At 58.1% G+C, this 24505-nt stretch carries 21 protein-coding genes, 1 pseudogene and 1 riboswitch; of the genes and pseudogenes, 10 read left to right on the forward strand and 12 right to left on the reverse strand.

All coding sequences use genetic code 11. The annotated features are described in order from the left end of the window. Nucleotides 1–94: 94 nt before the first annotated feature. Nucleotides 95–294: riboswitch (cobalamin riboswitch) on the reverse strand. A 237-nt stretch (nt 295–531) separates the two neighbouring features. Continuing rightward, nucleotides 532–1926 carry a bifunctional enoyl-CoA hydratase/phosphate acetyltransferase gene (locus tag GOV80_RS14860; protein ID WP_170785885.1) on the forward strand — a complete coding sequence of 465 codons (1395 nt, stop codon included), beginning with the start codon at nt 532–534 and terminating at the stop codon, nt 1924–1926. Next, nucleotides 1919–3091 carry an acetate/propionate family kinase gene (locus GOV80_RS14865; protein WP_170785887.1) on the forward strand — a complete coding sequence of 391 codons (1173 nt, stop codon included), beginning with the start codon at nt 1919–1921 and terminating at the stop codon, nt 3089–3091. Before GOV80_RS14860 ends, GOV80_RS14865 begins: the two co-directional genes overlap by 8 nt. A gap of 1 nt (nt 3092) precedes the next feature. Here GOV80_RS14865 and GOV80_RS14870 read toward each other — a convergent pair whose 3' ends face one another. The 7 genes from GOV80_RS14870 to GOV80_RS14900 form a co-directional block, all read right to left on the reverse strand. Continuing rightward, the gene (locus GOV80_RS14870) at nt 3093–3563 is read right to left on the reverse strand and encodes a phage holin family protein (protein WP_170785889.1); all 471 of its coding nucleotides are present in this window, start codon (nt 3561–3563) and stop codon (nt 3093–3095) included. Nucleotides 3564–3572: 9 nt separating this feature from the next. Further along, complete coding sequence (locus tag GOV80_RS14875; protein WP_170773454.1) at nt 3573–3815, reverse strand: hypothetical protein; 243 nt, start codon at nt 3813–3815, stop codon at nt 3573–3575. 93 nt (nt 3816–3908) lie between these two features. Then, nucleotides 3909–4907, reverse strand: a complete 999-nt coding sequence (locus GOV80_RS14880; RefSeq protein WP_170785891.1) for an endonuclease/exonuclease/phosphatase family protein — start codon at nt 4905–4907, stop codon at nt 3909–3911. Then, nucleotides 4904–5950: an ABC transporter ATP-binding protein gene (locus tag GOV80_RS14885; protein ID WP_170773458.1), complete on the reverse strand. Its 1047-nt coding sequence runs from the start codon at nt 5948–5950 to the stop codon at nt 4904–4906. The genes GOV80_RS14880 and GOV80_RS14885 overlap by 4 nt, the downstream gene beginning before the upstream one ends. An 11-nt stretch (nt 5951–5961) precedes the next feature. Continuing rightward, on the reverse strand, nt 5962–6855 hold the full coding sequence (locus tag GOV80_RS14890; RefSeq protein ID WP_170785893.1) for an ABC transporter permease subunit: 894 nt from the start codon (nt 6853–6855) through the stop codon (nt 5962–5964). An 11-nt stretch (nt 6856–6866) separates the two neighbouring features. Further along, nucleotides 6867–7748, reverse strand: coding sequence for an ABC transporter permease subunit (locus tag GOV80_RS14895; protein WP_170785895.1), 882 nt, complete (start codon nt 7746–7748; stop codon nt 6867–6869). Between the two features lie 72 nt (nt 7749–7820). Then, nucleotides 7821–9125: an extracellular solute-binding protein gene (locus GOV80_RS14900; protein WP_170785897.1), complete on the reverse strand. Its 1305-nt coding sequence runs from the start codon at nt 9123–9125 to the stop codon at nt 7821–7823. Nucleotides 9126–9344: 219 nt separating this feature from the next. On the opposite strand from GOV80_RS14900, the gene GOV80_RS14905 reads away from it, so the two are divergent. Then, the gene (locus GOV80_RS14905; RefSeq protein WP_170785899.1) at nt 9345–10358 is read left to right on the forward strand and encodes a substrate-binding domain-containing protein; all 1014 of its coding nucleotides are present in this window, start codon (nt 9345–9347) and stop codon (nt 10356–10358) included. 5 nt (nt 10359–10363) lie between these two features. Here GOV80_RS14905 and GOV80_RS14910 read toward each other — a convergent pair whose 3' ends face one another. The 5 genes and pseudogenes from GOV80_RS14910 to GOV80_RS14925 form a co-directional block, all read right to left on the reverse strand. Further along, nucleotides 10364–11029, reverse strand: coding sequence for a D-lyxose/D-mannose family sugar isomerase (locus tag GOV80_RS14910; protein WP_170785901.1), 666 nt, complete (start codon nt 11027–11029; stop codon nt 10364–10366). Nucleotides 11030–11046: 17 nt separating this feature from the next. Continuing rightward, entirely contained in the window at nt 11047–11973 is a 927-nt protein-coding gene (locus tag GOV80_RS14915; protein WP_170785903.1) for a carbohydrate kinase family protein, read from the reverse strand. Between the two features lie 26 nt (nt 11974–11999). Beyond that, nucleotides 12000–12989, reverse strand: a complete 990-nt coding sequence (locus tag GOV80_RS22395) for a glucokinase (RefSeq protein ID WP_237215877.1) — start codon at nt 12987–12989, stop codon at nt 12000–12002. A 42-nt stretch (nt 12990–13031) separates the two neighbouring features. Next, nucleotides 13032–14333, reverse strand: a pseudogene (locus GOV80_RS22400) (GH1 family beta-glucosidase); the annotation flags it as partial. 2 nt (nt 14334–14335) lie between these two features. Continuing rightward, nucleotides 14336–15367: a LacI family DNA-binding transcriptional regulator gene (locus GOV80_RS14925; protein ID WP_170785907.1), complete on the reverse strand. Its 1032-nt coding sequence runs from the start codon at nt 15365–15367 to the stop codon at nt 14336–14338. A 215-nt stretch (nt 15368–15582) separates the two neighbouring features. Here GOV80_RS14925 and GOV80_RS14930 point away from each other — a divergent pair, with 215 nt between their 5' ends. The 7 genes from GOV80_RS14930 (at nt 15583) to GOV80_RS14960 (ending at nt 24502) form a co-directional block, all read left to right on the forward strand. Beyond that, entirely contained in the window at nt 15583–16851 is a 1269-nt protein-coding gene (locus GOV80_RS14930; protein ID WP_170355129.1) for an ABC transporter substrate-binding protein, read from the forward strand. Between the two features lie 63 nt (nt 16852–16914). Continuing rightward, complete coding sequence (locus tag GOV80_RS14935; RefSeq protein ID WP_170785909.1) at nt 16915–17922, forward strand: carbohydrate ABC transporter permease; 1008 nt, start codon at nt 16915–16917, stop codon at nt 17920–17922. 4 nt (nt 17923–17926) lie between these two features. After that, entirely contained in the window at nt 17927–19075 is a 1149-nt protein-coding gene (locus tag GOV80_RS14940) for a carbohydrate ABC transporter permease (RefSeq protein WP_170785911.1), read from the forward strand. A 9-nt stretch (nt 19076–19084) separates the two neighbouring features. After that, nucleotides 19085–20740, forward strand: coding sequence for an alpha-amylase family glycosyl hydrolase (locus GOV80_RS14945; protein ID WP_170785913.1), 1656 nt, complete (start codon nt 19085–19087; stop codon nt 20738–20740). A 3-nt stretch (nt 20741–20743) separates the two neighbouring features. Next, nucleotides 20744–21832 (forward strand): ABC transporter ATP-binding protein, encoded by a 1089-nt coding sequence (locus GOV80_RS14950; RefSeq protein ID WP_170785915.1) that lies wholly within the window; start codon nt 20744–20746, stop codon nt 21830–21832. Between the two features lie 317 nt (nt 21833–22149). Beyond that, entirely contained in the window at nt 22150–23274 is a 1125-nt protein-coding gene (locus tag GOV80_RS14955; RefSeq protein WP_170773495.1) for an extracellular solute-binding protein, read from the forward strand. A 115-nt stretch (nt 23275–23389) separates the two neighbouring features. Beyond that, entirely contained in the window at nt 23390–24502 is a 1113-nt protein-coding gene (locus tag GOV80_RS14960) for an ABC transporter ATP-binding protein (protein ID WP_170785917.1), read from the forward strand. Nucleotides 24503–24505 lie beyond the last annotated feature (3 nt).

Here is a 24505-nt window from a genome sequence, read left to right on the forward strand (position 1 = left end):
CCACCTGCATGCCAGACGGGCAGGGAGAGGAACGGTTCTGATGACATCGGGTCGATGTGACATTGAGCCTCTTTCCAGGACACCCCGCCCCGGTTTGGTTGCGTTTGAGATGGCAGGTCTCCTGACTCGCGGGTCTGTGCTTGGCCACCCTTCCCGACCTGATCCGGCCAGTGGGATATTGGCGTCGCTCACCGCCTACAGTTGCGGGGGCAGTTACGGATTTGGTCTGCACCTTACCGTATTCCCTTTTCATCCCGCGCGTGCAGCATCGGGAACCATCGTAGCGTCACTGCCTCAGATCAGAGCATGGGTCAATATGGATTCCGCAACGTTCCAGTGAAGACAGCGCAAAGGATATTGCTGCTCAGTGGGCAATCAGTTATGCTGCGACGCAGCAAAATTTGAAAGCCGAGGCTCCGTTTTGCGGGCTCAAGGGTGCTGGACGTACTATTGTGACCCCGAACTGACCTGTATCAATTAAACCCGCGACCCAAGTCGGTAAGACGTCCGAAAAACCAAAGTTGGCACGCTATGAAAATCCAGGAAAACAAAACCTTCGAGCAGCTCAAGGTTGGCGACGCGGCACAACTGACCCGCTTGTGCACGGTTGACGACCTTTATGCTTTTGCCTCGGCCTCGGGCGATCACAATCCGCTGCATCTGGCAGCCTATGACGGGGATGGCGACGGCCTTGCCGAAGCCGTCGCACCCGCGCTGTGGCCCGCCGGTCTGGTCGCAGCCGTGCTGGGAAACTACATGCCCGGCGCCGGAACGCAGACTCGCCGCGCGGATTTGGCCTTCCACCTCCCGGTGCTTGCGGGTGAAGAACTGACTGCCTTTGTCGCTGTTGAGGAAAAGCGCGACGATGGTGATCTGCTCTGCTCAGTCGAAGTGCGACGGGTCGTTGACAATGCACTGGTTCTCAGCGGCACCGTTCAGGTCACACCGCCTTCGACGCATATGGAGTTCGACTCGGTCGAGGTCCCTGGCCTGATCGTGCAGCGGCACCGCCATTTCGACGCGCTGTTGGAAAAAGCGCGCCCACTAGAGCCGATGCCAACCGCCGTTGTTGCGCCAGAAGAGCCCAACTCTCTGAGCGGCGCGTTGCTGGGGCATGCCAATCATATTATTTCGCCGATCCTCGTCGGGGACCCCGATAAAATCGCCGCTGCTGCCGCTGAGCTGGGGGCCGACTTGTCTGGCATCGAAATTGTCGAGGCCCGCAGCCACGGCATCGCCGCGCACCGTGCCGTGGATCTTGTAGTCGACGGACGCGCGCAGACCCTGATGAAGGGGTATCTGCATACCGATGAGTTGCTGCACGCGGTTTTGCGTCGTGAAAAAGGGCTGCGCACAGGGCGGCGACTGTCACATGTGTTCGTAATGGATGTTCCGGGCATGTCGCGCCCGATCATGGTGACGGATGCGGCGGTGAATATTGCGCCTGATTTGGAAACCAAGGCGGATATCGTGCAAAACGCGATTCACCTGGCACATTCTTTGGGAATTGAACAGCCCAAGGTCGGCGTGTTGTCGGCGGTTGAGACGATCAACCCGCATATGCCGTCATCGGTCGATGCGGCCTTGCTGTCGAAAATGGCCGAGCGCGGTCAGATCACCGGCGGGTTGGTCGATGGGCCGCTGGCGATGGACAATGCGGTTGATCTGAACGCCGCCCGTACCAAAGGGATCACGTCAGAGGTTGCCGGTGCTGCCGATATTCTGGTCGCGCCTAATATTGAGGCCGGGAATATGGTGGCAAAACAGTTGACCTTCATCTCTCATGCCGAGGCGGCAGGGGTCGTGATCGGTGCGGCCGTTCCCATCATTTTGACGTCACGATCCGATGATGATGCCTCGCGATTGGCATCCTGTGCTGTAGCCGCGCTTCATGCGCATGCAAACAAGGGTAAAATCCATGGCTGATCATGTTGTGGCGCTGAACGCCGGGTCTTCTTCCCTGAAATTCGCGCTTTATGAGCTGGTTGAGGGCAATCGCCCCAGTATGCGCTGGCGTGGCCAGATCGAACGTTTGGGCGACGCACCACGTTTGCTGGCCCAATCCGCTGGAGGACGCTCGATCGACCGTCCTTTGACCAACACCAAAAGCCATGACGAGGCGATCCACGCCTTTCTGGAAATGGCGCGGGAATACCTGCCGGACATCCATGTACGTGCCATCGGGCACCGCGTCGTCCACGGGGGCACTGTTTATTCCGAGCCGGTGCGCATTAACGCCTCGGTTGTCGAGACGTTGTCTGGGTTCATACCTTTCGCGCCGCTGCATCAGCCCTATAGTCTTGCAGGGATACGCGCAGCCAGCGCGGCCTTCCCGGATACAGCGCAGATCGCCTGCTTTGACACGGCGTTCCATCGGACACACCCTTGGGTCAACGACACCTTCGCCCTGCCGCAGAGCTACTATAACAAAGGCGTACGACGGTACGGGTTTCACGGGCTCAGCTACGACTACATAACGCAAAAGCTGAAAGAGATCGCGCCGGGCTTGTACGACGGGCGCGTGGTTATTGCGCATCTGGGTAACGGGGCCTCGATGTGTGCGGTTTCGGGTGGTCGGGCGGTGGCCTCGACTATGGGGTTCTCGGCGCTGGACGGGTTGCCAATGGGAACGCGTAGCGGGCAGCTTGACCCTGGTGTTGTGCTTTACATGATGCAGCAGGAAGGCCTGTCGGCGGATGAGATTGCCGAGATTCTGTATCGCAAATCCGGTCTGCTGGGTCTGTCGGGGATATCGTCGGACATGCGCACCCTTCTGTCCGCTGACACGTCCGAGGCGCGTAAGGCCATTGACTATTACGTCTTCCGCATACGCCGCGAATTGGGCGCATTGTCAGCCGCACTGGAAGGGATCGACGCGCTGGTCTTTACGGGTGGTGTTGGCGAGAACTCGGCCGCAATCCGGCAGATGGTGTGTGACGGCATGCGCTGGATCGGGATCGAGATGGATCACGCCCGGAATGCCGATGGTGGCACGGTTCTTTCAACCGATTTCAGCCGCGTGCGGATTCTGTCGATTCCGACGAATGAGGAAATGGTGATCGCCCGCGCGGCTGCGAACCTAGTGGAGTGACCTAGTCCTGCGGCTTTTTACGGGTCTTGGCGTATTTCAGCAGGACCCCAAGAAGTGCACTGACAATTTCAGGTGTCAGCGTGCCAAGCGGATCGCGCCTAATGCCGGTTACGGCGTTGCGCGCATCCGCGAAGTTTTCTCGGATTTCGGTTTCAATATCTTGCAAAGCCATGTCGCGCAGTTCGACGGCATCCGACGTGTCTGTCTGTGCCGTCATGGAATTCGCAACTACCGCAAGCAGAACGGCCACCACCAGATCAATCCCGGCAACAATCAGCGCGGCCGAGGTCGTCGACAGAGTCTCTGACAGCCAGAAAAACCCGGCCACGTTCAGCATCACGGCGGCAAGACCCACGGCAAGACCTGCTGCGGCATAGATGCCTGTGCGCTTTGCGGCAACTGCGACTTGACGCTGTGCAATCAGCCGTTCAGCGCGCAAAATGATCGAGATATTTCGGGAAATGCGGCTCATGTCAGGCTCCTACCGGGATCGACCGATCATGTACCCAAGCGCAAAGACGCCAAGGGCGAATAGGATGGGCTTTTTATGCGGCAAATCCTCGAATTCTGTCAGAACTTCATCAATTTGGGCAGTCCAATGGCCGAGGTTGTCGACGAATGCATCGGCTGGTTCCGGGGCCTTGGGTGGCTCGGGGTTGGCGTGTTCGGCCAACTGGCGGCGCAGTTCGGCGACCTCTGCTTCCAATTCTGCTTTTGTTACCATGGTTGCGTCCCTACTACCGCGATGAACCGCATGTTAGACGGTTTTTCTATTTCGGTAAAAGGGACTTATCCAGATAGTTGAGCGGGCCAGTGCTTAGCCTGTGCGACACCAGACGCAATCATGATCCGAAAGCGGCGTACCTTCGTCCGAGATTGAAGTCAGAATGCCTTTGTCTAGACACTTCAGACCCCGTCCGGCCAGCCAATCCAGTTTCATGACCCGCTCAGGATGCGGAGTGATCAGGCTGGGTCGGGTTGTAGGACCTTCTGCGGTGAAAGACCATGAGTAGCCTTCGCGTTCGGCCAACCCAAACAAGGTTTCGCGTCGCCAGTTAAAATCGGGGGGCAGATGGTTGCCGGTGTTCAGGTCCCCACCGATCAGAACGGGCAGTCCGGGCGCAAACGCGTCGATTTCATCTAACAACCGTTGGAACTGTTGATGGCGGTGCGCTGCATCTGCGTTGCTTTCCAGATGAGTGGACACAATGCAAAGTGAACCTTGCGTAGCCGGGACAATGGCGGCGATGGCATTGCGACCGCCGACCCGCGGTTGATCCGGGTCCGTCGCGCCAGTGTCCGAGGCAAACCAATGGCCGTGATCGTCCAGTCGGATCAGTGACGTGCGTTCAAACGGCACCGAGGACAGGATTGCGTTCCCATGCCAGCCAAGACTGTTGAAGTCATCCGTGCAAAAGCCCCGCTCGGTCGCGCCGCCGAGATCAAGTTCGTGAAACTCGACACCGTAAGCGTAGGTCATGCCAAGCGCGTCGGCCATCACTTCAGTGGTATGCCGCTGTGCAGTGCGGGCCATGCCGTGATCGACCTCGGACAACAAGACGATATCGGGGCAGACCTTGCCAAGATGTGCGGCGGTTTCTTCGGGAAAAAGACACCGTTCCACATTCCAGGCAGCCACTGTGAAATCGCTTTGCAAATGAGTGGACGTAGCACGGCCTCCAACTTGCACGGCATTCATGGCAGGCAGGCTGGACAGCAAATCGCGATGCGCTTCAGCCGTGCGCGGCGCAGCCAAGATCGCGTTACGCTGTTCCAGCGTCACGGCGGGCAATGTCTCAAACGTTTGCCCCGTCACAGTTTGCGCCCCGTTTCAGGATCAAACAGCCGCAGGGCCTCGGGCTTCAAATTCAATGTCGCGGTCCCGGTGGAGGCTGCATCATCCTTGCCGATCATCACCGAAAAAGGTTGTTCCCCCACCACGCCATGCAACAGGCGATGGGCGCCAAGCTCTTCCAGAATGTCCACACGGAACGGGATGTTGCCGTGATCGTCCAGTACCACATCCTCGGGGCGAATGCCCAAAGTCACCGGCCCGTTTTGCGAAGCAGGTGCTGGCATCAGACCGTCATAGCCATTGATGCGCACTTCTCCTTGCTCGACCTGAGCTCGGATCAGGTTCATCGGCGGTGCCCCCATGAATGAGGCCACAAAGGTCGAGGCTGGGTTGTGGTAGATTTCCGACGGCGTGCCGATCTGTTCGATCCGGCCAGCGTTCAAGACGATGATCCGGTCGGCCATCGTCATCGCCTCGACCTGATCATGGGTCACGTAGACGGCTGTGGTGCCAAGGCGGCGTTGCAGGGCCTTAATCTCGATCCGCATCTGGTTGCGCAGCTTGGCGTCGAGGTTCGACAACGGTTCATCAAACAAGAACAGCGCCGGATCACGCACTACGGCGCGGCCCATGGCGACGCGCTGACGTTGACCACCCGATAGCTGCGCTGGTTTGCGGTCCAGATATTCGGTCAGGTTCAGCATCTTGGCGGCGTCTTCGACCTTGGCCGCGATCTCGGAGGCCGGGTTGCCGCGATTCTTGAGGCCATAGCCGATATTTTTTCGGACGGTCATATGCGGGTAGAGCGCATAGTTCTGGAACACCATCGCGATGTCCCGGTCCGCCGGATCCACGTCATTGACCACCCGGTCGCCGATCTTCAGTGTACCTTCGGTGATCTCCTCCAACCCCGCGATCATCCGCAGCAGGGTGGATTTGCCACAGCCCGAGGGGCCGACCAGCACGACAAACTCGCCGTCCTGAATGGTGAAGCTGGTGGTCTGAACCGCCTGAAAGCCGTTGGGATAGACCTTGCGGATGCCCTCTAATGAAACCTGAGCCATGCGCGTATTCCTTATTTGTCGGATTCTGTAAGGCCCTTAACGAACCAGTTTTGGAAAAAGACGACGATCGCCACGGGTGGGATCATCGCGACAATGGCCAGCGCCAATGCCTGCCCGTGTTCTGGGATCTGACTATCTGTGTAGGACAGCACGATCTGTTTGATGCCCCGGACCAGGGTGAAAAAGCTCTCATCCGTCGTGATCAGTGTCGGCCACAGATATTGGTTCCAGCCAAAGACAAACATGATGATGAAGATCGCAGCGATCATCGTCCGGCTAAGCGGTACAAGGATATCGACAAAGAACTTCCATGGGCCTGCGCCGTCGATCCGGGCGGCCTCGGCCAGCTCCTCAGGGACGGACATGAAGAACTGACGGAAAAAGAACGTGCCGGTTGCGGATGCGATCAGCGGTACGATCAGACCGGTATAGGTGTTTGTCAGGCCCAGTTTCTGGATCGCCTCGTATGAGGGCAGGATGCGCACCTCCAGCGGCAGCAACAGGGTGGTGAAGATCACCCAGAAGGCCAGCGTGGCAAAGCGCAGGCGAAAATAGACGATGGCATAGGCCGCCATCATCGAGATGATAATCTTGCCCACCGCAAAGCCGATGCCAAGGATGAAGGAATTCATCAGCATCAGCGTGCCATCCACCGTCTGGGTGAACCCACCCTTTTCGAACATGGCGGCATGGAAGTTCTTGCCCAGATTGTCGCCCAGCGTCAGCTGCAACCCCTCGCGGTGGATTGTCACAGCGTCATGGCTGGCCGTGGTCAGCGCCAGCAGCGGTGGTATCATCATCAGCAAAGCGCCTAGGATCAGGACGGTGTGATCGCCGATCGCGCCCCATTTGATGCGGCGGGGACGATGGGTTTCAACGGGAGTTTCGAGTGTTGTCTCAGCCATGTCCAAAGCCCTTACGTATAGTGAATCCGGCGTTCCATCAGGCGGAACTGAAACACGGTCAGGATCAGCACCAGCACCATCAGGATCACCGATTGCGCGGATGAGCCGCCAAGGTCATTGCCCCGGAACCCGTCCAGATAGACCTTGTAGACCAGCGTCATCGGGTTGTTGCCCGGCTCACCCTTCATCAGCGCGTCGATCACGCCAAAGGTGTCGAACAGCGCGTAGGTGATGTTGATGATTAGCAGGAAGAACGCGGTGGGGGCCAGCAACGGGAAAGTCACCTGCCAGAACCGTCCGGTGGCCGAGCGGTTGTCGATCATCGCCGCCTCGCGCACGGATCGCGGAATGGATTGAAGGCCCGAGAGGAAAAAGATGAAATTAACCGGGATCTGCTTCCACACGGCCACGATGACCATAGCGGTGGCCGTGGCGTTATAGTCCACGCCCAGTTTGAAATCCCAGCCGAACATCTGAAAAAACTTGGTCAGCGGCCCAGTGCTTTGATCAAAGAATAGGATGCCCAGAAACCCGGCCACAGGTGGTGCGATGGCATAGACCCACATCAGCAGCGTGCGATAGGTCTTTGCCCCTCGGATTACCTTGTCCGCCTTGATCGCTAACAGCAGCGCGATGGCGAGCGAAAAGAACGTCACAAGCACCGAATAAAGGATCGTGAACACTGCCACGCGCTTGTACTGATCATTGCCCAGCAGCGAGGTATAGTTTTCCCCCCCTACAAAGGTCGAGCCGAACCCAAACGGGTCCTGCAAGTAGAACGAGGATTGCAAAGCCCAGCCCGCAGGCCAGTAGAAGAAGATGGCAATGATCAGCAGTTGCGGCATCAGCAGCGCCACAGGAAGCCAGATCGTGTCAAAGCCCGCGCGTTTCATGAATGGTTCCGTGCGAATAATGAGCGATGGTCGCACCCGGAGGCACGACCATCCAGGGGGTGATAACGGGGATTAACCCTGGGTCTTACCAAAGCGTGCCAGCAGTTCGTTGGCTTCTTTTTCGATTGTCTTGAAGGCGGTCTCGATGTCGGTTTCACCAGTCAGGATACGTCCATATTCGCGGTTCATGATGTCGCGGATCTGGACGTAAAAGCCCATGCGGTAGCCCTTGGTGTTGTCGCCCGCCTTCGCCTGCAACTGGTTCACACCAACTTCGGCGGCCGGGAAGCGGTCATAATGGCCGTCTTTCTTGGCAACCTCATATGCGGCTTCGGTGATCGGTACGTATCCGGTTTCCTGGTGCCAGAAGTACTGGGTTTCAGGCGCGGTCAGGAAGCGGAAGAACTCAGCCGTGGCCTTGTTCTCGTCGTCCGATTTGCCGGACATTGCGAACAAAGCGGCGCCACCGATGAAGGTTTGGGTAGGCTCGGCGGTCACGGCTTCCCAATAGGGCAGCTCGGTTGCACTGAATTCGAACGGCAGGTCTTTTTGCAGGAGGCCACCAAAAGAGCCCGACGAACCCAGCCACATGGCGACTTTGCCTTCTTCGAACGGCTTGGCGTTGTCGCCCCAGCCGGTACCATACCATTCGAACAGACCTTCGTCTTTCCAATCGGTCACGGCGGTGAAGTGGGCCTTGATGGCGTCATTGTTCACCAGGATCTGCGTGTCGATGCCGTCATAGCCATTGTTGTTGGTGGCAAAAGGCAGGTTGTGGCGCGACATGAAGTTTTCGGTGAAGATCCAGGGCAGGTGCGACTGGCTGAGCGCGATGTAGCCCGCGTCTTTCAGCGCAGGAGCAGTGGTTGTCTGGAACTCTTCCCAGGTCTTCGGCGGAGTGACACCTGCAGCTTCCAGCGCGTCTACGTTGAAGTACAGGATTGGCGTAGACGAGTTGAAGGGCATGCCGATCATCTTGCCGTCGCTGTCGGCATAGAAATACCGCACACCGGCGATGTAGTCGTTGATGTCGAAATTCACGCCATTATCGGCCAGCAGATCCTGAACGGGGATAGTTGCTCCCTTGGCTCCGATCACGGTGGCGGCACCGGCGTCGAAGACCTGCATGACGTTGGGCTGCTCGCCCGCACGGAAGGCGGCGATACCTGCGGTCAGTGTTTCCTCATAGCTGCCCTTGTAGACCGGAGTGATCTTGTAATCGTCCTGCGAGGCGTTGAAATCTTCGGCAATCTTGTTGACGGTTTCACCCAGTTGGCCGCCCATTGCGTGCCACCATGTGATCTCGGTTTCGGCAAAAGTTGCGGTCGCAGTAAAGGCGAGTGCGGCGGCGGTAGCGCTGAAGGTCAGCTTGGTCATGTCTCTCTCCGGTTTGGCCGCGGACCAAGGTTTTGGTCAGCGCACCAGGTTGCGGGGCCGAAGCCCCAGGCAGCGTCAAAAATCTGCACAAATAGGGCGAATCCCATTCGTGATGCACATCTTGTGCACACGTGGTCACATACGCTTTGCATGTGACAGTTCGGTGAAAGATTTTTAGCATTATTGACAAATTATTCAGAAACATAGGACAGCTAGTGCGTGAGCAGTGACAATGAATATAATACCCCGCGACCCCGGCGGGTGACTGCCCAGATTGTGGCCGAAGCGGCAGGTGTATCGCGGTCGTCTGTGTCACGCGCGTTCACACCTGGCGCCTATCTGGATGCAGATAAGCGGAAAAAGATACATGAGGTCGCGGCGCAGATGGGGTATCAGCCCAATGCGCTGGCGGCAGGGCTGAAAGATGGTCGCTCGCATCTTGTCGCTGTTTTTGTCGGAAATATGCGCAGTGCTTATGACACCGAGTTCGTAATGGCTTTGGTTGGGCAATTGAACCCGCTGAACAAATGGCCGATCCTGATCGACGGCGGCGATCAGTCTGCGGAAAAGGCAATTCAGCAAGTCTTGCGCTACCCGTTGGACGCGTTGATCCTGCGTGGTGGAAGTATGCAGGCCGAAGTCGTCACGCATTGCAGCAAGATCGGGGTTCCAATGATTTCCGCTGGGCGCGTCGTCGAGGCCCAGGGTGTTGACAATGTTTGTTGTCGAAACGCCGAGGGCACCCGGATTGCCACTCGGGTTCTGATCGAAAAGGGAAGAAAGAAATTCGGCTATATCGGTGGCCCCGAGGCTTTCTCCTCTTCTAGCGGTCGCCGGGCTGGGCTACTGGACAGTTTGGCTGAGGCTGGGCTTTCGCTGGTTGCCGAAACCGACGGCGACTTCACTGTCGACGCCGGCCACAGGGCGGCCACCCGCCTGCTGACCACGCATTCGCTGGATGCATTGATTTGTGCCAATGATGCAACCGCGATTGGGGCTTTGACAGCGGCCCGAGACTTGGGAGTATCAGTTCCAGAAACCCTGTCAGTTGTGGGGTTCGATGATATTGAGATGGCTGGCTGGCCAACATTCGATCTGTCAACGGTTTGCAACCCGATCGACGAAGCTGTCGAGCACGTCATTCAACTTTTGGAGAAACGGCTGAAGAACCCTTTGAAAGCCAGCGAAACAATTCTGATTAAACCTCACTTCGTGCCCCGCGGCACGCATTGAGATTTTCAGTAATCGGCCACCAGCAGGAAATCGGGCGCGGCATCTTCCTCGATCGTGGCAAAGCGCGGAATTGGGTCCTCGAACACATTGTCGGTTCGGTCATCGTTGACGGTTGAGACTTCGCCTATCAGGCAATCGCCTTTCTCCGCCCAAAAGGCATGCCAGATACCCGGCATCAATGTCACGCTTTCACCGGGCTTCAGACGCAACAGTTCACCGGGTTGGATCGTGACCGGGCAGTTGTCGCTTGGCACAATGACCGGGTTGTCGCGGTCGATGCCGCCATCCGTGTCCGAGGCATAGATCTCCATCACCAGATCACCGCCGCCCCGGTTGATGATGTCTTCGGCCTTCACGATATGGCGGTGCATGGGTGAGAGTTGTTTGTCCCGCGAGACCAGCAGTTTTTCCGCATAAAGCATACCGCGCCCTTTGCTAAGGTCAGTGACATCGCCGTTGCGCAGTGTAAACAAGAACAATCCAAGCTCATCAAATCGGCCCTGACCGTAATCGGTGATATCCCAGCCCAATCCCCGCGCGCGAATGCCATCGGCCCGAGCGCTGCGCATCTGTTCCGGCGACCATGTTGCGAAAGGAGGCAGAACCGCACCAAAGGAATGAATGAACGCCTCGGCTGCGGATTTGATCTCGTTGATTTCGGAACGTTTCATCGGTTTGGCCTTCGTGGTCAGAGTTCGTGTGCCCAGGGCGGATTCGCCCCGGCGCGGGATACGGTGACGGCGGCAACCTCGGCCCCTGTGCTTAGAGCGGATCGTATGGCACTGACGTCCACCGAGCGTAGACCGGATTTGGTCAACAAGCCGTCCGCGTCAAGCTGGGCCAGAACGCCCGCATTGAACGTGTCGCCCGCTCCGACTGTGTCGACCACCTGCACCTGTTTGACCGACACCGAGGTCTCGGACCCGTCGTGTAGATAGGCCGAGGCGCCCTCGCTGCCCTTGGTAATAATGACAACAGACGGTCCGGCTTCCAGCAGGGCAGGGACTTTCTCGGTCAGGGATTCAGGTCCGGGGACGATCCAATTCAAGTCTTCGTCAGATACTTTTACGATGTCGGCCTGTTCGATCATGCGGTTCAGGCGGGTGCGGTACCGGGTCTCATCCGCGATAAAGCCGGGGCGGATATTGGGGTCGAGCATCACAGCGCACGCGTCGGCATGTTGGTCCAACAAGGCCGCATACGCATCCGCACAAGGTTCGCAGGCCAGGCTGATACCACCGAAATAGAGCGCTGTGGTGCCGGGCAACTGCGCGGGCATATCCTCGGGCCGTAGCATCCGCCCGGCCGAGTTTTCATCTAGAAAGCTGTAGCTGGCCTGTCCGTCCTTCAACTGCACAAAGGCCAGTGTCGATGGACGGTCCGAGCGGATGACATGAGTCTGATCCACGTGGCTGTCGGTCAGCGCGTCGGACAGTTGTGCCCCGAACATGTCGCTGGACAAGCCAGTCAGCATCCCAACCGACGCGCCCAGACGACCAAGCGCTATGGCGGTGTTGAAGATCGCTCCGCCTGAATGGGGGACAAAGCCCTGTGCCCCGTCGGTGGTTGGGGTGGGGATCATGTCGATCAGCGCTTCACCGCAGCACAGGATCATGCCGGGACCTTTCCAGTTTGGCCGCGTCAGGCCATCCGACGCGCGAGGGCACTTTTGCAGAAATTGTTAGCGCCAACAATGCCAAATTCATCCTGTTCCGAGACATAGAGGTTCATCGACCGGCGTAGCTCACTGAACCGACCCCCGGCGTTGAAAGCGTCGCGGAAGGTGTCCTTGAACAGCCAACGGTTCTTTTCGGCCACGCCGCCCACCAGAAAAACACCGCCCGCTGGCATCATGGTCACAGCCATATCGCCCATGACAGCCCCCAGATGAGTGGTGAACATATGGGCCGCGCGTACCGCATGAGGGTCGGTTTGGGCCAGCGCGTCTTGCAGGATATCCTTTGCGGGACGGGTTTCCGCGTTGGTTTGACCGGCTGCGAGTTGGATGGCTTGGTAGAGGATGGGCAGGCCGGTGCCGCTCAGGAACATCTCGGCCTCAAGGGTCAGCGAGTCGTCAAAGAAACACTCGGTCGCGACCTCGCGGGCGGCGCGAAATACTTCAACCTCGTCAGCGTGGCGCGGTGACAGGCCTACATGGCCGCCTTCGCCAGATGCCGTATGGTAGTGCCCCTCGGAATAGAGCAGCGACCCAACCCCAAGCCCGGTGCCCGGCCCAACGACCAAGCGAGTGCCGACCGGCGGGGTTTCCGCACCTTGCAAAACCTCGACGTCACCGGCCCTGATTTCAGCCACAGACCACGCGGCTGCGGTGAAGTCATTGATCACAAAAGTATGTTGCGCGCCGGTCGCGCGTCCGATGTCGTCCTCGGACAAATCAAGCTGCGCGTTGGTCAGTCGGATCGTACCATCCCGCACAGGGCCCGCCCCGGCGGCGACAACCGCGCGGGGGTCGGTGCCAACTTCGTCGCGCAGGCTGTGAAACGCTTCGAGCAGTTGCGGCAGCTGTCCCGTTGGGTATTTGCGCAGATCGGTGAGTCTCCCGTTTGAGATAACCCCCAATCGGGTGTTGGTCCCGCCGATATCGGCCACCAGATTCCAGTGTTCATGCATGGCTCCGGCGGGTTGTGCTAAGGGGACAGAGACTTGTGCACCGGCGAGGGCAGTTTTCACCGCCTCAAAGGACGCTTTGGGCGTCCGCCCCATCGTGTCGAAATCCACATCAACCAGACCAAAGCGCTTCTCGTAGCCAAGGGCCCATTCGTAGTTGTCCAGCAGCGACCAGATAAAATAGCCTTTGACGGGCACATCCTGATCCAACGCGTCTTTCACAGCGGCCCAATGCTGGTTGAGGTAGTCGATCCGGTCCTCATCTTGCCGGCGCTCAGAGCTGGCCATGCCATTTTCGGTCACATAGATCGGCAGATCGCCGGTATATTCACGAGCGGCCCGGGTCAGGAAACGTGTCAGGGCGGAAGGCTCAATTTCCCACCCCATTTGCGTTTTGGGCAGGGGGCCAGGGACCTCTTGCAGGCTGGGCCAGGCGGAGTCGGCGGGCGCGATCAGTTTGCGGGTGTAGTAGTTCAGCCCGCACCAGTCCACGGGCGCGCCGATCGTGTCGAAATCATCCTGCCAGCCAGCGGGTAGATAGGGTTCCAACCCGTCCAGAACATTTTGCGGATAGGCTTTGTTGAATACGCCGCCCAGAAAGAAGCGGTTGTAGATACCGTCATACAAGTCAGCGGCTTTGCGCGCCTCGGCGCTGTCATCGGCGGGTTCGGCCCATTCCAGATTGAACACCGCTCCCAAGTTGGACATGCCCAGACCACGCATCGCCTCGATCGCGCGGCCATGCGCCAGCAGAACATGATGCATCGCGCGAGCCGTCGCGCGGATATCGCGCAGGCCGGGGGCGTGGTGGCCGTCGAAATGGCTCAACCAGCTGACGCACCAGGGTTCGTTGATGGGGGCAACACTGAACATCCTGTCGCCGATGCGGCCCATAATGACCTCAGTGAAGTCGGCGAACCACCCAGCGATATCCCGATTTCGCCAGCCGCCCAGATCCGCTAGCGGCGAGGGCAGTTCCCAATGATAGAGCGTCGCACAGGGGCGAATGCCGCGTTCCAGCAGAGCATCGGCTAGTCGGTCGTAATAGTCCAACCCGGCTTGGTTCACCGCCCCACGTCCTTCGGGCAGAACCCGGGCCCAGCTGGTTGAAAAGCGATAGCAATCAAAACCGGCTTCGCGCACCAGATCAAAGTCCTGATCGAAACGGTTGAGGTGATCGCAAGCGAGATCTCCGTTTTCGCACCGCACCACATTGCCGGGCGTGCGGGCAAAGGTGTCCCAATGGGTCTGACCTGCGCCACCCTGCGCGTGGCCTTCGATCTGATAGGCAGAGGTTGCGACACCAAAGAGGAAATCTTTGGGGAAATCAGCGCGGGTATATTTCATGTTCAGAACCTGTCAGGAGCGGGGCCGGTCGAGCCGCCAACTACCAGTTCGGCCTCCAGCAATCTAGTTTTAACCGGGTCCTCCGGTGATTTGATCCGGTCGATCAACATTTCGGCGGCGATTTCCCCAGCCTGCCGGACCGAGGATCGCGTTGCTGTAAAGATCGGCACGTCTTGTCCATTCTTGAGATAGGACAGGTCGTCATCATGGGCGATAACCGATACATCGCGCCCCAATTTCAGCCCAGCCTCATTCAAAGCGCGTCGCACCCCGATGGCAGATATCATTGACGAGACCAATATGGCCGTAGGGGGGTTGTCCAGCTGCAGCATGTCGCGGGCTTCGTGATGGCCGTAAACCTCGGTCATTTCGGCGCTGCGCATCAGAGCGGGTTCGGGTGTCAGATTGGCTTCTTGCAGAGCCTGCAGATATCCTTCGCGCCGACGTTGGGCGAAATCCATATCCTCTAACCCATTGATCAGCGCGATACGTTTGTGCCCGAGATCAATCAAAAACCGGGTCGCCCTCAGGAATGAGCTTTTGTTGTTCACATCGACCCAGTCATAAGGCACCTCGATCCCGGTCGAGCGGCCATGGACGATGAACGGAACTGCCATGCGGGTCAAAACCTCGATCCGGTGTTCGTTGACCTTGGGGCCTTGCAGAACGACCCCGTCGACAGCGCCGCGTTGGAAGAGGTCCCGATAGGTGCGTTCGATCGAGGTATCGTCGGCATTGGTGAACATCATGTCATAGCCATGCGCGCCATAGGTCCGAGCGGCTCCGGCGACAAAATCCCCGAAGATCGGGTTGACCATTTCATGTTGCGAGGAACTGGGGATCACGTGCCCGATCACCATAGAACGCCCCGTGGCCAGCCCTTTGGCGCGGCTGTTCGGGCGATAGCCGTGTTTGGTCGCCGCAGCCTGAACCCGCTCTCGCGTGGCCTCGTTCACCTCAGGGTATCCGTTCAGCGCGCGACTGACCGTTGTCTGCGAAAGACCAAGGATTTCTGAGAGCTGCTTTAGGTTCATTTAGCTTCAAAGCGCCTTCAAATTAGTGGCAAAACTTTTGTGGGTGGGTTTTCCCATTGGGTCAACCTGTTTCTACATTCCGTGTGTTTTATTAATTTTTTGACGAATTTCAAACCTAATATTGACAGAACTTGAATGTTAGCGGATAAAACCCGTCATTCAAAGCGCTTTGAAAACTGAGTCTCACGGGCGCGACAGAGTTGGGAGGAGAATTCATGAAACACTCGCTTTACGCAGGCGCGGCAACGTTCGCCCTGATGGCGGGCGCGGCGCATGCCGACAAGGTCACGGTGTTTGGCCCCTGGTTGGGGCCGGATCAGGAAAATGTCGAAAAGGTGCTGGACGGCTTTGCTGCCGCGACCGGGCATGAGTACGCCTATGTCGGCTCGGATAGTTTCGAACAGCAGATCCGCATCGACGCGGAAGCAGGATCTGCCCCTAACGTTGCGGTGTTCCCGCAGCCCGGTCTGGCAGCGGATATGGCCAAATCCGGCTTTCTGACGCCTTTGGCAGATGGCACATCCGATTGGATTCGCGACAATTACGCTGCGGGTCAATCCTGGGTCGATCTGGGGACATATGCAGGCCCGGACGGGGCTGATAACCTTTACGGGTTTTTCTACAAGGTCGATGTGAAATCACTGGTCTGGTATGTTCCCGAGAACTTCGAGGACGCCGGGTACGAAGTGCCGACCACGATGGAGGAACTCAAAGCTCTGACGGACCAGATCGTCGCGGATGGCGAGACGCCTTGGTGTATCGGTCTGGGGTCTGGCGGAGCGACCGGCTGGCCCGCGACCGACTGGGTCGAGGACATGATGCTGCGCACGCAATCGCCCGCAGATTATGACGCCTGGGTCGCAAATGAAATGAAATTCAATGACCCAAAGGTCATCGCGGCCATCGAAGAATTCGGAGCCTTCGCCCGCAACGACGACTATGTCGCTGGTGGGGCAGGGGCTGTGGCCACGACCGATTTCCGCGACAGTCCCAAAGGCATGTTCAGCTCTCCGCCGCAATGCTATCTGCACCGTCAGGCCTCGTTCATTCCGGCATTTTTCCCGGAAGGTACGGTCGTGGGTGAAGATGCGGATTTCTTCTACTTCCCGGCCTATGAAAGCAAGGACTTGGGCAGCCCGGTTCTGGGTGCGGGCACGCTTTGGGCGATCACCAATGACAGCCCCGGCGCTCATGCTTTGATCGAGTATCTGCAGACCCCCGAAGCGCACGAGACCTGGATGCAATTGACCGGGTTCCTGACACCGCATAAGGGCGTTGATACCTCGCTTTTCTCGGACCCGACGTTGAAGAAGATGAACGACATCCTTCTAGGTGCGACCACCTTCCGGTTTGACGGGTCTGACCTAATGCCCGGCGGTGTTGGCGCAGGGACGTTCTGGACCGGCATGGTCGACTATGCTGGCGGGGCCTCGGCGGAAGAGGTTGCCAACGAAATCCAATCCTCCTGGGACGCGCTGGACTAAGCGTTCCTGATCGGGCAACCCGCCAGTCCGGGTTGCCTGCCACCGTCGCAAGGGAGACGCGGCATGCATCCGGCATTACAGGGCCTGCTGACCATCGCCATCGGCGTGTCAGGGTGTGTGGGCTATTTCTACCTCTCCAACCAATTTCTGGACAAAGTGCTGTTCCCGGCGCGCGGCCCGAATGCAGGGCGCAATATCAACCGCGCCAACATGATCCGTCCGTGGTTGTTTCTGTTCCCGGCGTTGGCGGCGTTGGGTCTGTATCTGGCCTATCCGGTGGTCGAAACGCTGCGCTTGTCCCTTACGGATCGGGTACCCGGTGGGGGCTATGAATGGGTGGGCCTGGAAAACTACATCCAGATGGCGAATGAGCCCAAATTCTGGGAAGCCATGCGCAACAACATGTTCTGGTTAATCATCGTGCCGGCGATGTCCACCGCTTTGGGTCTTTTGGTTGCGCAACTGACCGACCGCATTCGTTGGGGCAATATCGCCAAGTCGCTGATCTTCATGCCGATGGCGATTTCTTTTGTGGGTGCATCGGTGATCTGGAAGCTGGTCTATGACACTCGCCCGGCCGAACAGGATCAGATCGGGATGCTGAACGCGCTTTATATCTTCTTTGGCGGGACCGAGCCGCAAACTTGGCTGACCATCCCGTTCTGGAACAGTTTCTTCCTGATGGTCGTGCTGATTTGGATTCAGACCGGCTTTGCCATGGTGATCCTGTCCGCGGCCTTGCGTGGCATCCCCGAGGAAACCATCGAGGCCGCCATTCTGGACGGCGCCAACCCGTTCCAGATTTTCTTCCGCATCAAGGTGCCGCAGATCAAGACCACAATTCTAGTCGTATGGACCACGATCACGATCACCGTGCTCAAGGTCTTTGACATCGTCTTTGCCATGACCAACGGCCAGTGGGAGACACAGGTTCTGGCCAACTACATGTATGACAAGCTGTTCCGCGCCAATGACTGGGGTGTGGGGTCGGCCTCGGCCATGGTGATCATGCTGCTGGTCACTCCGATCCTGATCTGGAACGTGCGCAACGCGCGCAAAGAGATGGAGTGAGGCCATGAGCGATATTGCAGGAACCAAACCGGCGCTGCGCTGGGTCGTCCATGCCTCGGTCACATTTCTGGTCGTGCTTTGGGTGGTGCCAACACTGGGGCTGTTGATCTCGTCCTTTCGCACGGCCGATCAGATTGCCACAAGCGGCTGGTGGAAATCTCTCTTCCCGTCCGAACAGAATCTGACTTTGCGGTCTGCAGCGCCGGACACACAGGTTCTGGAAAACGGGGTTTACGTGATCGAAGGCAACCTGTTTGACGCGGGCACAACGGCTACGATCTCTCAATGGGGTGTCAGCTCTCGGGCCGTGGATGCGTTTGTTACGGGTGATACCGCTGAGCTGCGCCGGGGTGGTACGATCACTGTGGACGCGCAGGGCAACTACAGGATGGAGAATTCGGAAGAATTTACCGGCAGCCGAGGTGCCCGTGTATTCGTGACCGCAGAATTGCCGCCCGAGTTCACGTTGGCCAATTACCACAAGGTTTTGTTGGCCGAAGATTCCTCTGACAGCATGGGGCGGGCGTTCTTCAATACTCTGACTGTGACCATCCCTGCGACAATCATTCCGATCTTGGTGGCCGCCTTTGCGGCCTACGCATTGGCGTGGATGGATTTCCCCGGCCGCGCCCTGCTGATTGCTGCCGTAGTTGGATTGTTGGTGGTACCGTTGCAACTGGCGCTGATCCCACTTTTGAAATTCCACCTCAATATCGGGATCGGGAAAGGCTATCTTGGGGTTTGGATGGCCCATACCGGGTTCGGGATGCCGCTGGCGATCTACCTGCTGCGCAACTACATGGCTGGCCTTCCCCGAGACCTGATCGAAAACGCGCGGGTCGACGGAGCGACCGAGTTTCAGATCTTCACCAAACTGATCCTGCCGCTGAGTTTCCCGGCGCTGGCCTCTTTCGCGATCTTCCAGTTCCTGTGGACTTGGAATGATCTGCTGGTCGCCAAGGTCTTTTTGATCGACGCGTCGGGTCAGACCACCGTCATGACCAACCAGATTGTCGAGTTGCTGGGCACGCGGGGCGGCAACTGGGAAATTCTGGCCACGGCGGCGTTCGTGTCGATCGCCGTGCCGCTGATCGTTTTCTTCGCAATGCAAAAATATCTGGTCCGGGGCCTGCTGGCCGGATCCGTCAAATAGAGGCTTCTGATGAACGTGCAGAACACTGTGGACACAACGAAGGCAACCCAAGCAGCGTCCGATTGGTGGCGTGGCGGTGTGATCTATCAGATCTATCCCCGCAGCTTTCAGGACAGCAACGGCGACGGAATTGGCGACCTGAAAGGGATTACTCAGCGTCTGGGCTATATCGCCTCGCTTGGGGTCGATGCGATCTGGATATCGCCGTTCTTCAAGTCTCCGATGAAGGACTTCGGATATGATGTCAGCGACTACCGCGATGTCGACCCGATGTTCGGAACGATGGCGGATTTCAAAGAGCTTCTGGATCAGGCGCATGGGCTTGGGCTGAAAGTGATGATCGACCTTGTGCTGTCGCATACCTCGGATCAGCACCCGTGGTTTAGCGAGAGCAGGTCCAACCGCGAAAACGAAAAGTCCGATTGGTATGTCTGGGCGGACCCGAAACCGGACGGAACGCCGCCAAACAACTGGTTGTCGATCTTCGGAGGCTCGGCCTGGCAGTGGGATTCGCGCCGGTTGCAGTATTATCTGCACAACTTCCTGACTTCGCAGCCCGACTTGAATTTTCATTGCCCGGCGGTTCAGGACGCCTTGCTGGATGTGGCCCGATTCTGGTTGGATTTGGGTGTCGACGGATTCCGGTTGGATACGATCAACTTCTACTTCCATGACAAGCAGCTGCGCGACAACCCCGGCCTGCCGATGGAGCAGCGCAACGCCTCAATCGCGCCCATGGTGAACCCGTATAACCATCAAGATCACCTTTTCTCCAAGAGCCAGCCTGAGAATATCGCCTTCCTCGAACGGTTGCGTGCGTTGACCGACGAATACGAAGGCCGCGCCTGTCTGGGTGAGGTCGGCGACGCGCAGCGCGGGCTTGAGATCATGGGCGAATACACCACCGGCGATAAGCGGATGCACATGTGCTATGCTTTCGAGTTTCTGGAAAAACGCGCGCTAACGGCGACTTATGCCAAACAGGTTTTCGATCAGTTAGAGGACAAGGCCGGTGATGCGTGGCCTTGCTGGGCCTTCTCGAACCACGACGTTCAGCGACACGCGACACGTTGGGGATTAAGCGACGAGGCCGTTCGACAGCATGCGGTCCTGATGATGTGCCTGCGGGGCTCTGCTTGCCTGTATCAGGGTGAGGAGCTGGGCCTGCCCGAGGCCGATGTGGCATTCGAAGACCTGCAAGATCCCTATGGCATCGAATTCTGGCCAGAATTCAAAGGACGCGACGGGTGCCGCACGCCGATGGTCTGGGCCGCGCAGGACGAGCAATCGGGTTTTAGTGCCGGTCGTCCCTGGCTGCCCGTCAGCCCGCCGCAAGCCGAACGCGCGGTAGACAGGTTGGAGCAAGACCCCAATTCGATGCTGCATCACTATCGCCGCGCGATTGCGCTGCGACATGCGCATCCGGCACTGATGTCCGGGGAGCAGATGCAGATGGCCCAGACCGGCCCTGTTCTGACCTTCCTGCGGGACGCCCCGACCGAGCAGGTTTTTTGTGCCTTCAATCTGGGTTCGGATCCGACCCAATTCACTCTGCCCGAGGGGAACTGGCACATAATCGGGGAGGAGTTGGGCAGCGTCGACGGGGAAGGGGCATTGTCCCTCGACGCTGCGCAATTCTGTCTGCTGGCGCGGGACAAGGGGTAGGTTATGTCTGAACTCAAACTCACGGACGTGGCCAAGACATATGGTCATGTAGATGTTCTGAAGAACATCAATCTGGACATTGACCGGGGCGAGCTGATCGTGTTCGTCGGTCCTTCGGGCTGCGGTAAATCCACCTTGCTACGTATGATTGCAGGGTTGGAGAAGATCTCGGGCGGAACGCTTGAGATCGAAGGGCAGGTGATGAACGATGTGCCCCCGGCGCAGCGCGGCATTGCGATGGTGTTCCAAAGCTATGCGCTTTATCCCCACATGACCGTGCGCGAGAATATGGCCTTTGCTCTCAAGATCGCAAAGATGCCTGCGGCGGATGTGGATGCCGCTGTCGAACGTGCCGCGCGTATCCTTCAGCTTGAACCATTTCTGGATCGGCTCCCCAAGGCACTTTCGGGCGGACAACGTCAGCGGGTTGCCATTGGGCGGGCCATTGTCCGCGATCCCAAGGTCTATCTGTTCGACGAACCGCTCTCGAATCTCGACGCCGCCCTGCGAGTCGCCACGCGGATCGAAATCGCGCGCCTGAAAGAGGCGATGCCTGACAGCACCATGATCTACGTGACCCATGATCAGGTCGAGGCGATGACTTTGGCCAGTCGCATCGTGGTGCTTGCCAATAAGGGGATCGCGCAAGTTGGGACTCCACTGGAATTGTACGAGACGCCGGATAACGAATTTGTCGCGCAATTCATCGGCTCGCCCTCGATGAACCTGCTGCCCGGTATCATCACACAAACGGGCGAAACGACAGTTGTCACGCTAGAGGCCGGTGGAACGATCACGAGCGCTATCGCGACCCAGGCGGAGGACATGGGCAAACAAGTGAATGTCGGCATCCGGCCAGAAGATTTTGTTCCAGCTGACGCGGACGCGGCCTTTCAAGGGGTGGTGGACTTCACCGAGGCACTAGGCGAAGTCACACTGCTGTACTTTGAAAACCGCACCGGGGCTGAATCTGTGATTGCCAAGTTGCAAGGTATCCAGCGCAATATGCGGGGACAAGCTGTTGGTGTCTCAGCCCGTCCCGAAAAGGTGCATTTGTTTCACGACGGAAAATCTATGCGCAGCAAGTCCTGACTTTTCTGCGAATTGGTGAAGTCCAATTTAATCATCAGCGTTGATCATTTCGATTGTACCTGTCGGCCACGCCGCCAGGTATTCCAACGTGCCTTAATCGGATAATGGAACGTGTTTTTTAGCTTGTAAACGCACCGGTTGGTTAAGTGTTCCGACCCGTCGACCAGCGGTGTTACGTGGTCGCAAAGGCGCCAAGTCAATTCAAACTGGACTTATGGAAACTGCCAACTGTCACTTTTGGACTGACAGCTGGATCGCAAAGGTCTAACCTGTATCCACAAAAACAAAAAAACGGATTTACAACGGGAGATCTAACAATGACTAAACTAACAAACCTGTCCAGGCGGACGGTGCTGAAAAGCGCAGGTGCCGCGGCTCTGGCGGCCCCTCTTTACAGCAAAAGCGCACTGGCCTCTTCAGGTGAGATCAACATTCTGATGTGGTCGGATTATCTGCCACCCAGTTTCCTGCAAGAGTTTGAAACTCTGACCGGAATCAAGGTTAACTATACCGGCATCGGGTCGAACGAAGAGATCATCAACAAGATGAAGGCGACCAAGGGCCAAGGCTTCGACATCGTCTCGCCCACCAACAACCGGTCCTTGCAGTGGGAACCGCTTGAGTTGCTGCAGCCCTTCGACATGAACAAGGTGCCGATTGATCTGGTGAACCCGGCGATGGCCGCTATTGGCACAGATGCGTGGAACTTTGGCGATGCGGGCGTGCACTGGCTGCCGCATATCTGGGGCACCGAGGGCATTGCCTATCGCACCGATCTATGGCTGCCCGAGGGCGATGCGCCGTCTTATGGCGATGTTTGGTCCGAGGAGAACGCGGGCAAAACCATGGGCCGCGCGCATTCGATGATGCTGGGCGCAGGTCTTTACATGGAACGTTCGGGGGAGATGGAGCCGGGCTCGGTCTGGGCCGCTTATGGTGACGAAGACACCATGCGCAAGGTTTGGGGTCAGATCACCGACTGGTGCATCGAACGCAAGAACCGGATCAAACTGATCTGGAACGACGCGGATACTCAGAAAAACGGCCTGCTGAACGAAGGTGTTGTTGTCGGCCAGACCTGGGATGGTCCGCCGCTAGCGCTGAAATCGGCGGGCGAGCCGGTGCACTACCAAGCTCCTGTCGAAGGTGCGATGGCCTGGGTTGACGGTATGTCGATTCCGACCGGTGCGGCAAATATCGACCAGATCTACGCCTTCATCGACTTCGCTTATCAGGCGAAGCCGGCTGGTGTGGCGATTGATAGCCATGGCTATAACTCGCCGGTTCTGGGTGCCGATCAATACTCGGGCGACACCTATAAGAAGAATTTTGCCGAGGCCTATCCGGGCGACTCGCTGGCCAACCTCAACCCGTGGCCGGCCGAAGCACCGTGGTACGCTGAAACCCGGACCGAATTCGTCAACAAGTTCAAAAGCGCCTGATCGCTTTGAAACGACGCCCTCCGCGATGTCGCGGGGGGCCATCCATCCGTGCGCTTTGGCGTGACGGACCCTATATCGGTGTGGTCCCCATCCGCACCAGACGGAGATACCTAAAATGAGTGCAGGGGTCGGTGTAGATCTGGAAAACCTGTGGATTCGGTTCGGCGATTTCGTCGCCGTGCGGGATGCCAATGTGAATATCAACGGGGGCGATTTCTTTTCGTTCCTTGGCCCCTCGGGCTGTGGCAAGACCACGATCCTGCGTGCGGTTTCGGGCTTTCTGGACCCCAGCGAGGGCAAGGTTCTGATCGGCGGCAACGACATGCGCGGGATTGGACCGAACAAACGCCCTACAGCTCTGATCTTCCAGAACCTCGCGCTGTTTCCACTGATGAAAGTGTGGGAGAACATCACCTTTTCCATGGAGATCAAGGGCGCCAGCGCCAAGGAACGCCGCAAGCGCGCCGATGAGCTTTTGGACATGATCGCGCTGCCGGGGCAGGGCGACAAACTGCCCAGCGAGCTGTCGGGTGGTCAGCGCCAGCGGGTCGCCATTGCCCGTGCGCTTTGTGCCGAACCCGATGTGCTGCTGCTGGATGAACCACTTTCGGCGCTGGATCTGAAGCTACGCCAGCATATGCGCACCGAGCTGCGCGAGATTCAGCAGCGTGTTGGCATCACCTTCATCTACATCACCCACGACCAGGGCGAGGCGTTGACCATGTCCGACAACATCGCCGTGATGCGTGCGGGCGTGATCGACCAGATTGCCGATGGCAAGACCATCTACAATGATCCCAACACAGCCTTCGCGGCCTCATTCGTTGGGGAAAACAATGTGTTCCGGGGCAAGATCAAGCAGGTCATGGGCAATGAGGCGATGATCGCGACCAATCGCTCTGGTGATCTAGTGGCGCGAATTTCCACCGCCAACCAAGGCAAGTTGAAAGAGGGGGATGACGCCATGATGTTCATCCGCCCCGAGGCGTTTGCCATCGCCCCCGATGGGGCGACGGGCGACCATTTCGTCACCGCCCGCGTCAACCACGAGGAATTCGAGGGGAACGTCTTCAACATCTTCACTGAGGGTGAGGGCGGGAAGGAGATCAAGGTCTCGATCCCGAACCATGGTCAATCCTTCCAGGATCACACCGGACAGAACATCACGCTGGAATATGAGGCGCAGAATGCGGTTCTGGTTCCGGCGGGTGAACTGGCCGCGGAATAGGGG

Origin of the sequence: Ruegeria lacuscaerulensis, from assembly GCF_013034685.1 — a bacterium.
Lineage (GTDB): Bacteria > Pseudomonadota > Alphaproteobacteria > Rhodobacterales > Rhodobacteraceae > Ruegeria > Ruegeria lacuscaerulensis_B.

Bases quoted from the DNA above. Each gene is read 5' to 3' on its own strand.
- GOV80_RS14915 (WP_170785903.1), bottom strand. From the start codon at position 11,973: ATGATCCTGTGCTGCGGTGAAGCGCTGATCGACATGATCCCCACCCCA.
- GOV80_RS14900 (WP_170785897.1), bottom strand. From the start codon at position 9,125: ATGACCAAGCTGACCTTCAGCGCTACCGCCGCCGCACTCGCCTTTACT.
- GOV80_RS14955 (WP_170773495.1), top strand. From the start codon at position 22,150: ATGACTAAACTAACAAACCTGTCCAGGCGGACGGTGCTGAAAAGCGCA.
- GOV80_RS14940 (WP_170785911.1), top strand. From the start codon at position 17,927: ATGAGCGATATTGCAGGAACCAAACCGGCGCTGCGCTGGGTCGTCCAT.
- GOV80_RS14950 (WP_170785915.1), top strand. From the start codon at position 20,744: ATGTCTGAACTCAAACTCACGGACGTGGCCAAGACATATGGTCATGTA.
- GOV80_RS14860 (WP_170785885.1), top strand. From the start codon at position 532: ATGAAAATCCAGGAAAACAAAACCTTCGAGCAGCTCAAGGTTGGCGAC.
- GOV80_RS14930 (WP_170355129.1), top strand. From the start codon at position 15,583: ATGAAACACTCGCTTTACGCAGGCGCGGCAACGTTCGCCCTGATGGCG.
- GOV80_RS14935 (WP_170785909.1), top strand. From the start codon at position 16,915: ATGCATCCGGCATTACAGGGCCTGCTGACCATCGCCATCGGCGTGTCA.
- GOV80_RS14890 (WP_170785893.1), bottom strand. From the start codon at position 6,855: ATGGCTGAGACAACACTCGAAACTCCCGTTGAAACCCATCGTCCCCGC.
- GOV80_RS22395 (WP_237215877.1), bottom strand. From the start codon at position 12,989: ATGCATGAACACTGGAATCTGGTGGCCGATATCGGCGGGACCAACACC.
- GOV80_RS14870 (WP_170785889.1), bottom strand. From the start codon at position 3,563: ATGAGCCGCATTTCCCGAAATATCTCGATCATTTTGCGCGCTGAACGG.
- GOV80_RS14875 (WP_170773454.1), bottom strand. From the start codon at position 3,815: ATGGTAACAAAAGCAGAATTGGAAGCAGAGGTCGCCGAACTGCGCCGC.
- GOV80_RS14885 (WP_170773458.1), bottom strand. From the start codon at position 5,950: ATGGCTCAGGTTTCATTAGAGGGCATCCGCAAGGTCTATCCCAACGGC.
- GOV80_RS14865 (WP_170785887.1), top strand. From the start codon at position 1,919: ATGGCTGATCATGTTGTGGCGCTGAACGCCGGGTCTTCTTCCCTGAAA.
- GOV80_RS14895 (WP_170785895.1), bottom strand. From the start codon at position 7,748: ATGAAACGCGCGGGCTTTGACACGATCTGGCTTCCTGTGGCGCTGCTG.
- GOV80_RS14945 (WP_170785913.1), top strand. From the start codon at position 19,085: ATGAACGTGCAGAACACTGTGGACACAACGAAGGCAACCCAAGCAGCG.
- GOV80_RS14960 (WP_170785917.1), top strand. From the start codon at position 23,390: ATGAGTGCAGGGGTCGGTGTAGATCTGGAAAACCTGTGGATTCGGTTC.
- GOV80_RS14910 (WP_170785901.1), bottom strand. From the start codon at position 11,029: ATGAAACGTTCCGAAATCAACGAGATCAAATCCGCAGCCGAGGCGTTC.
- GOV80_RS14925 (WP_170785907.1), bottom strand. From the start codon at position 15,367: ATGAACCTAAAGCAGCTCTCAGAAATCCTTGGTCTTTCGCAGACAACG.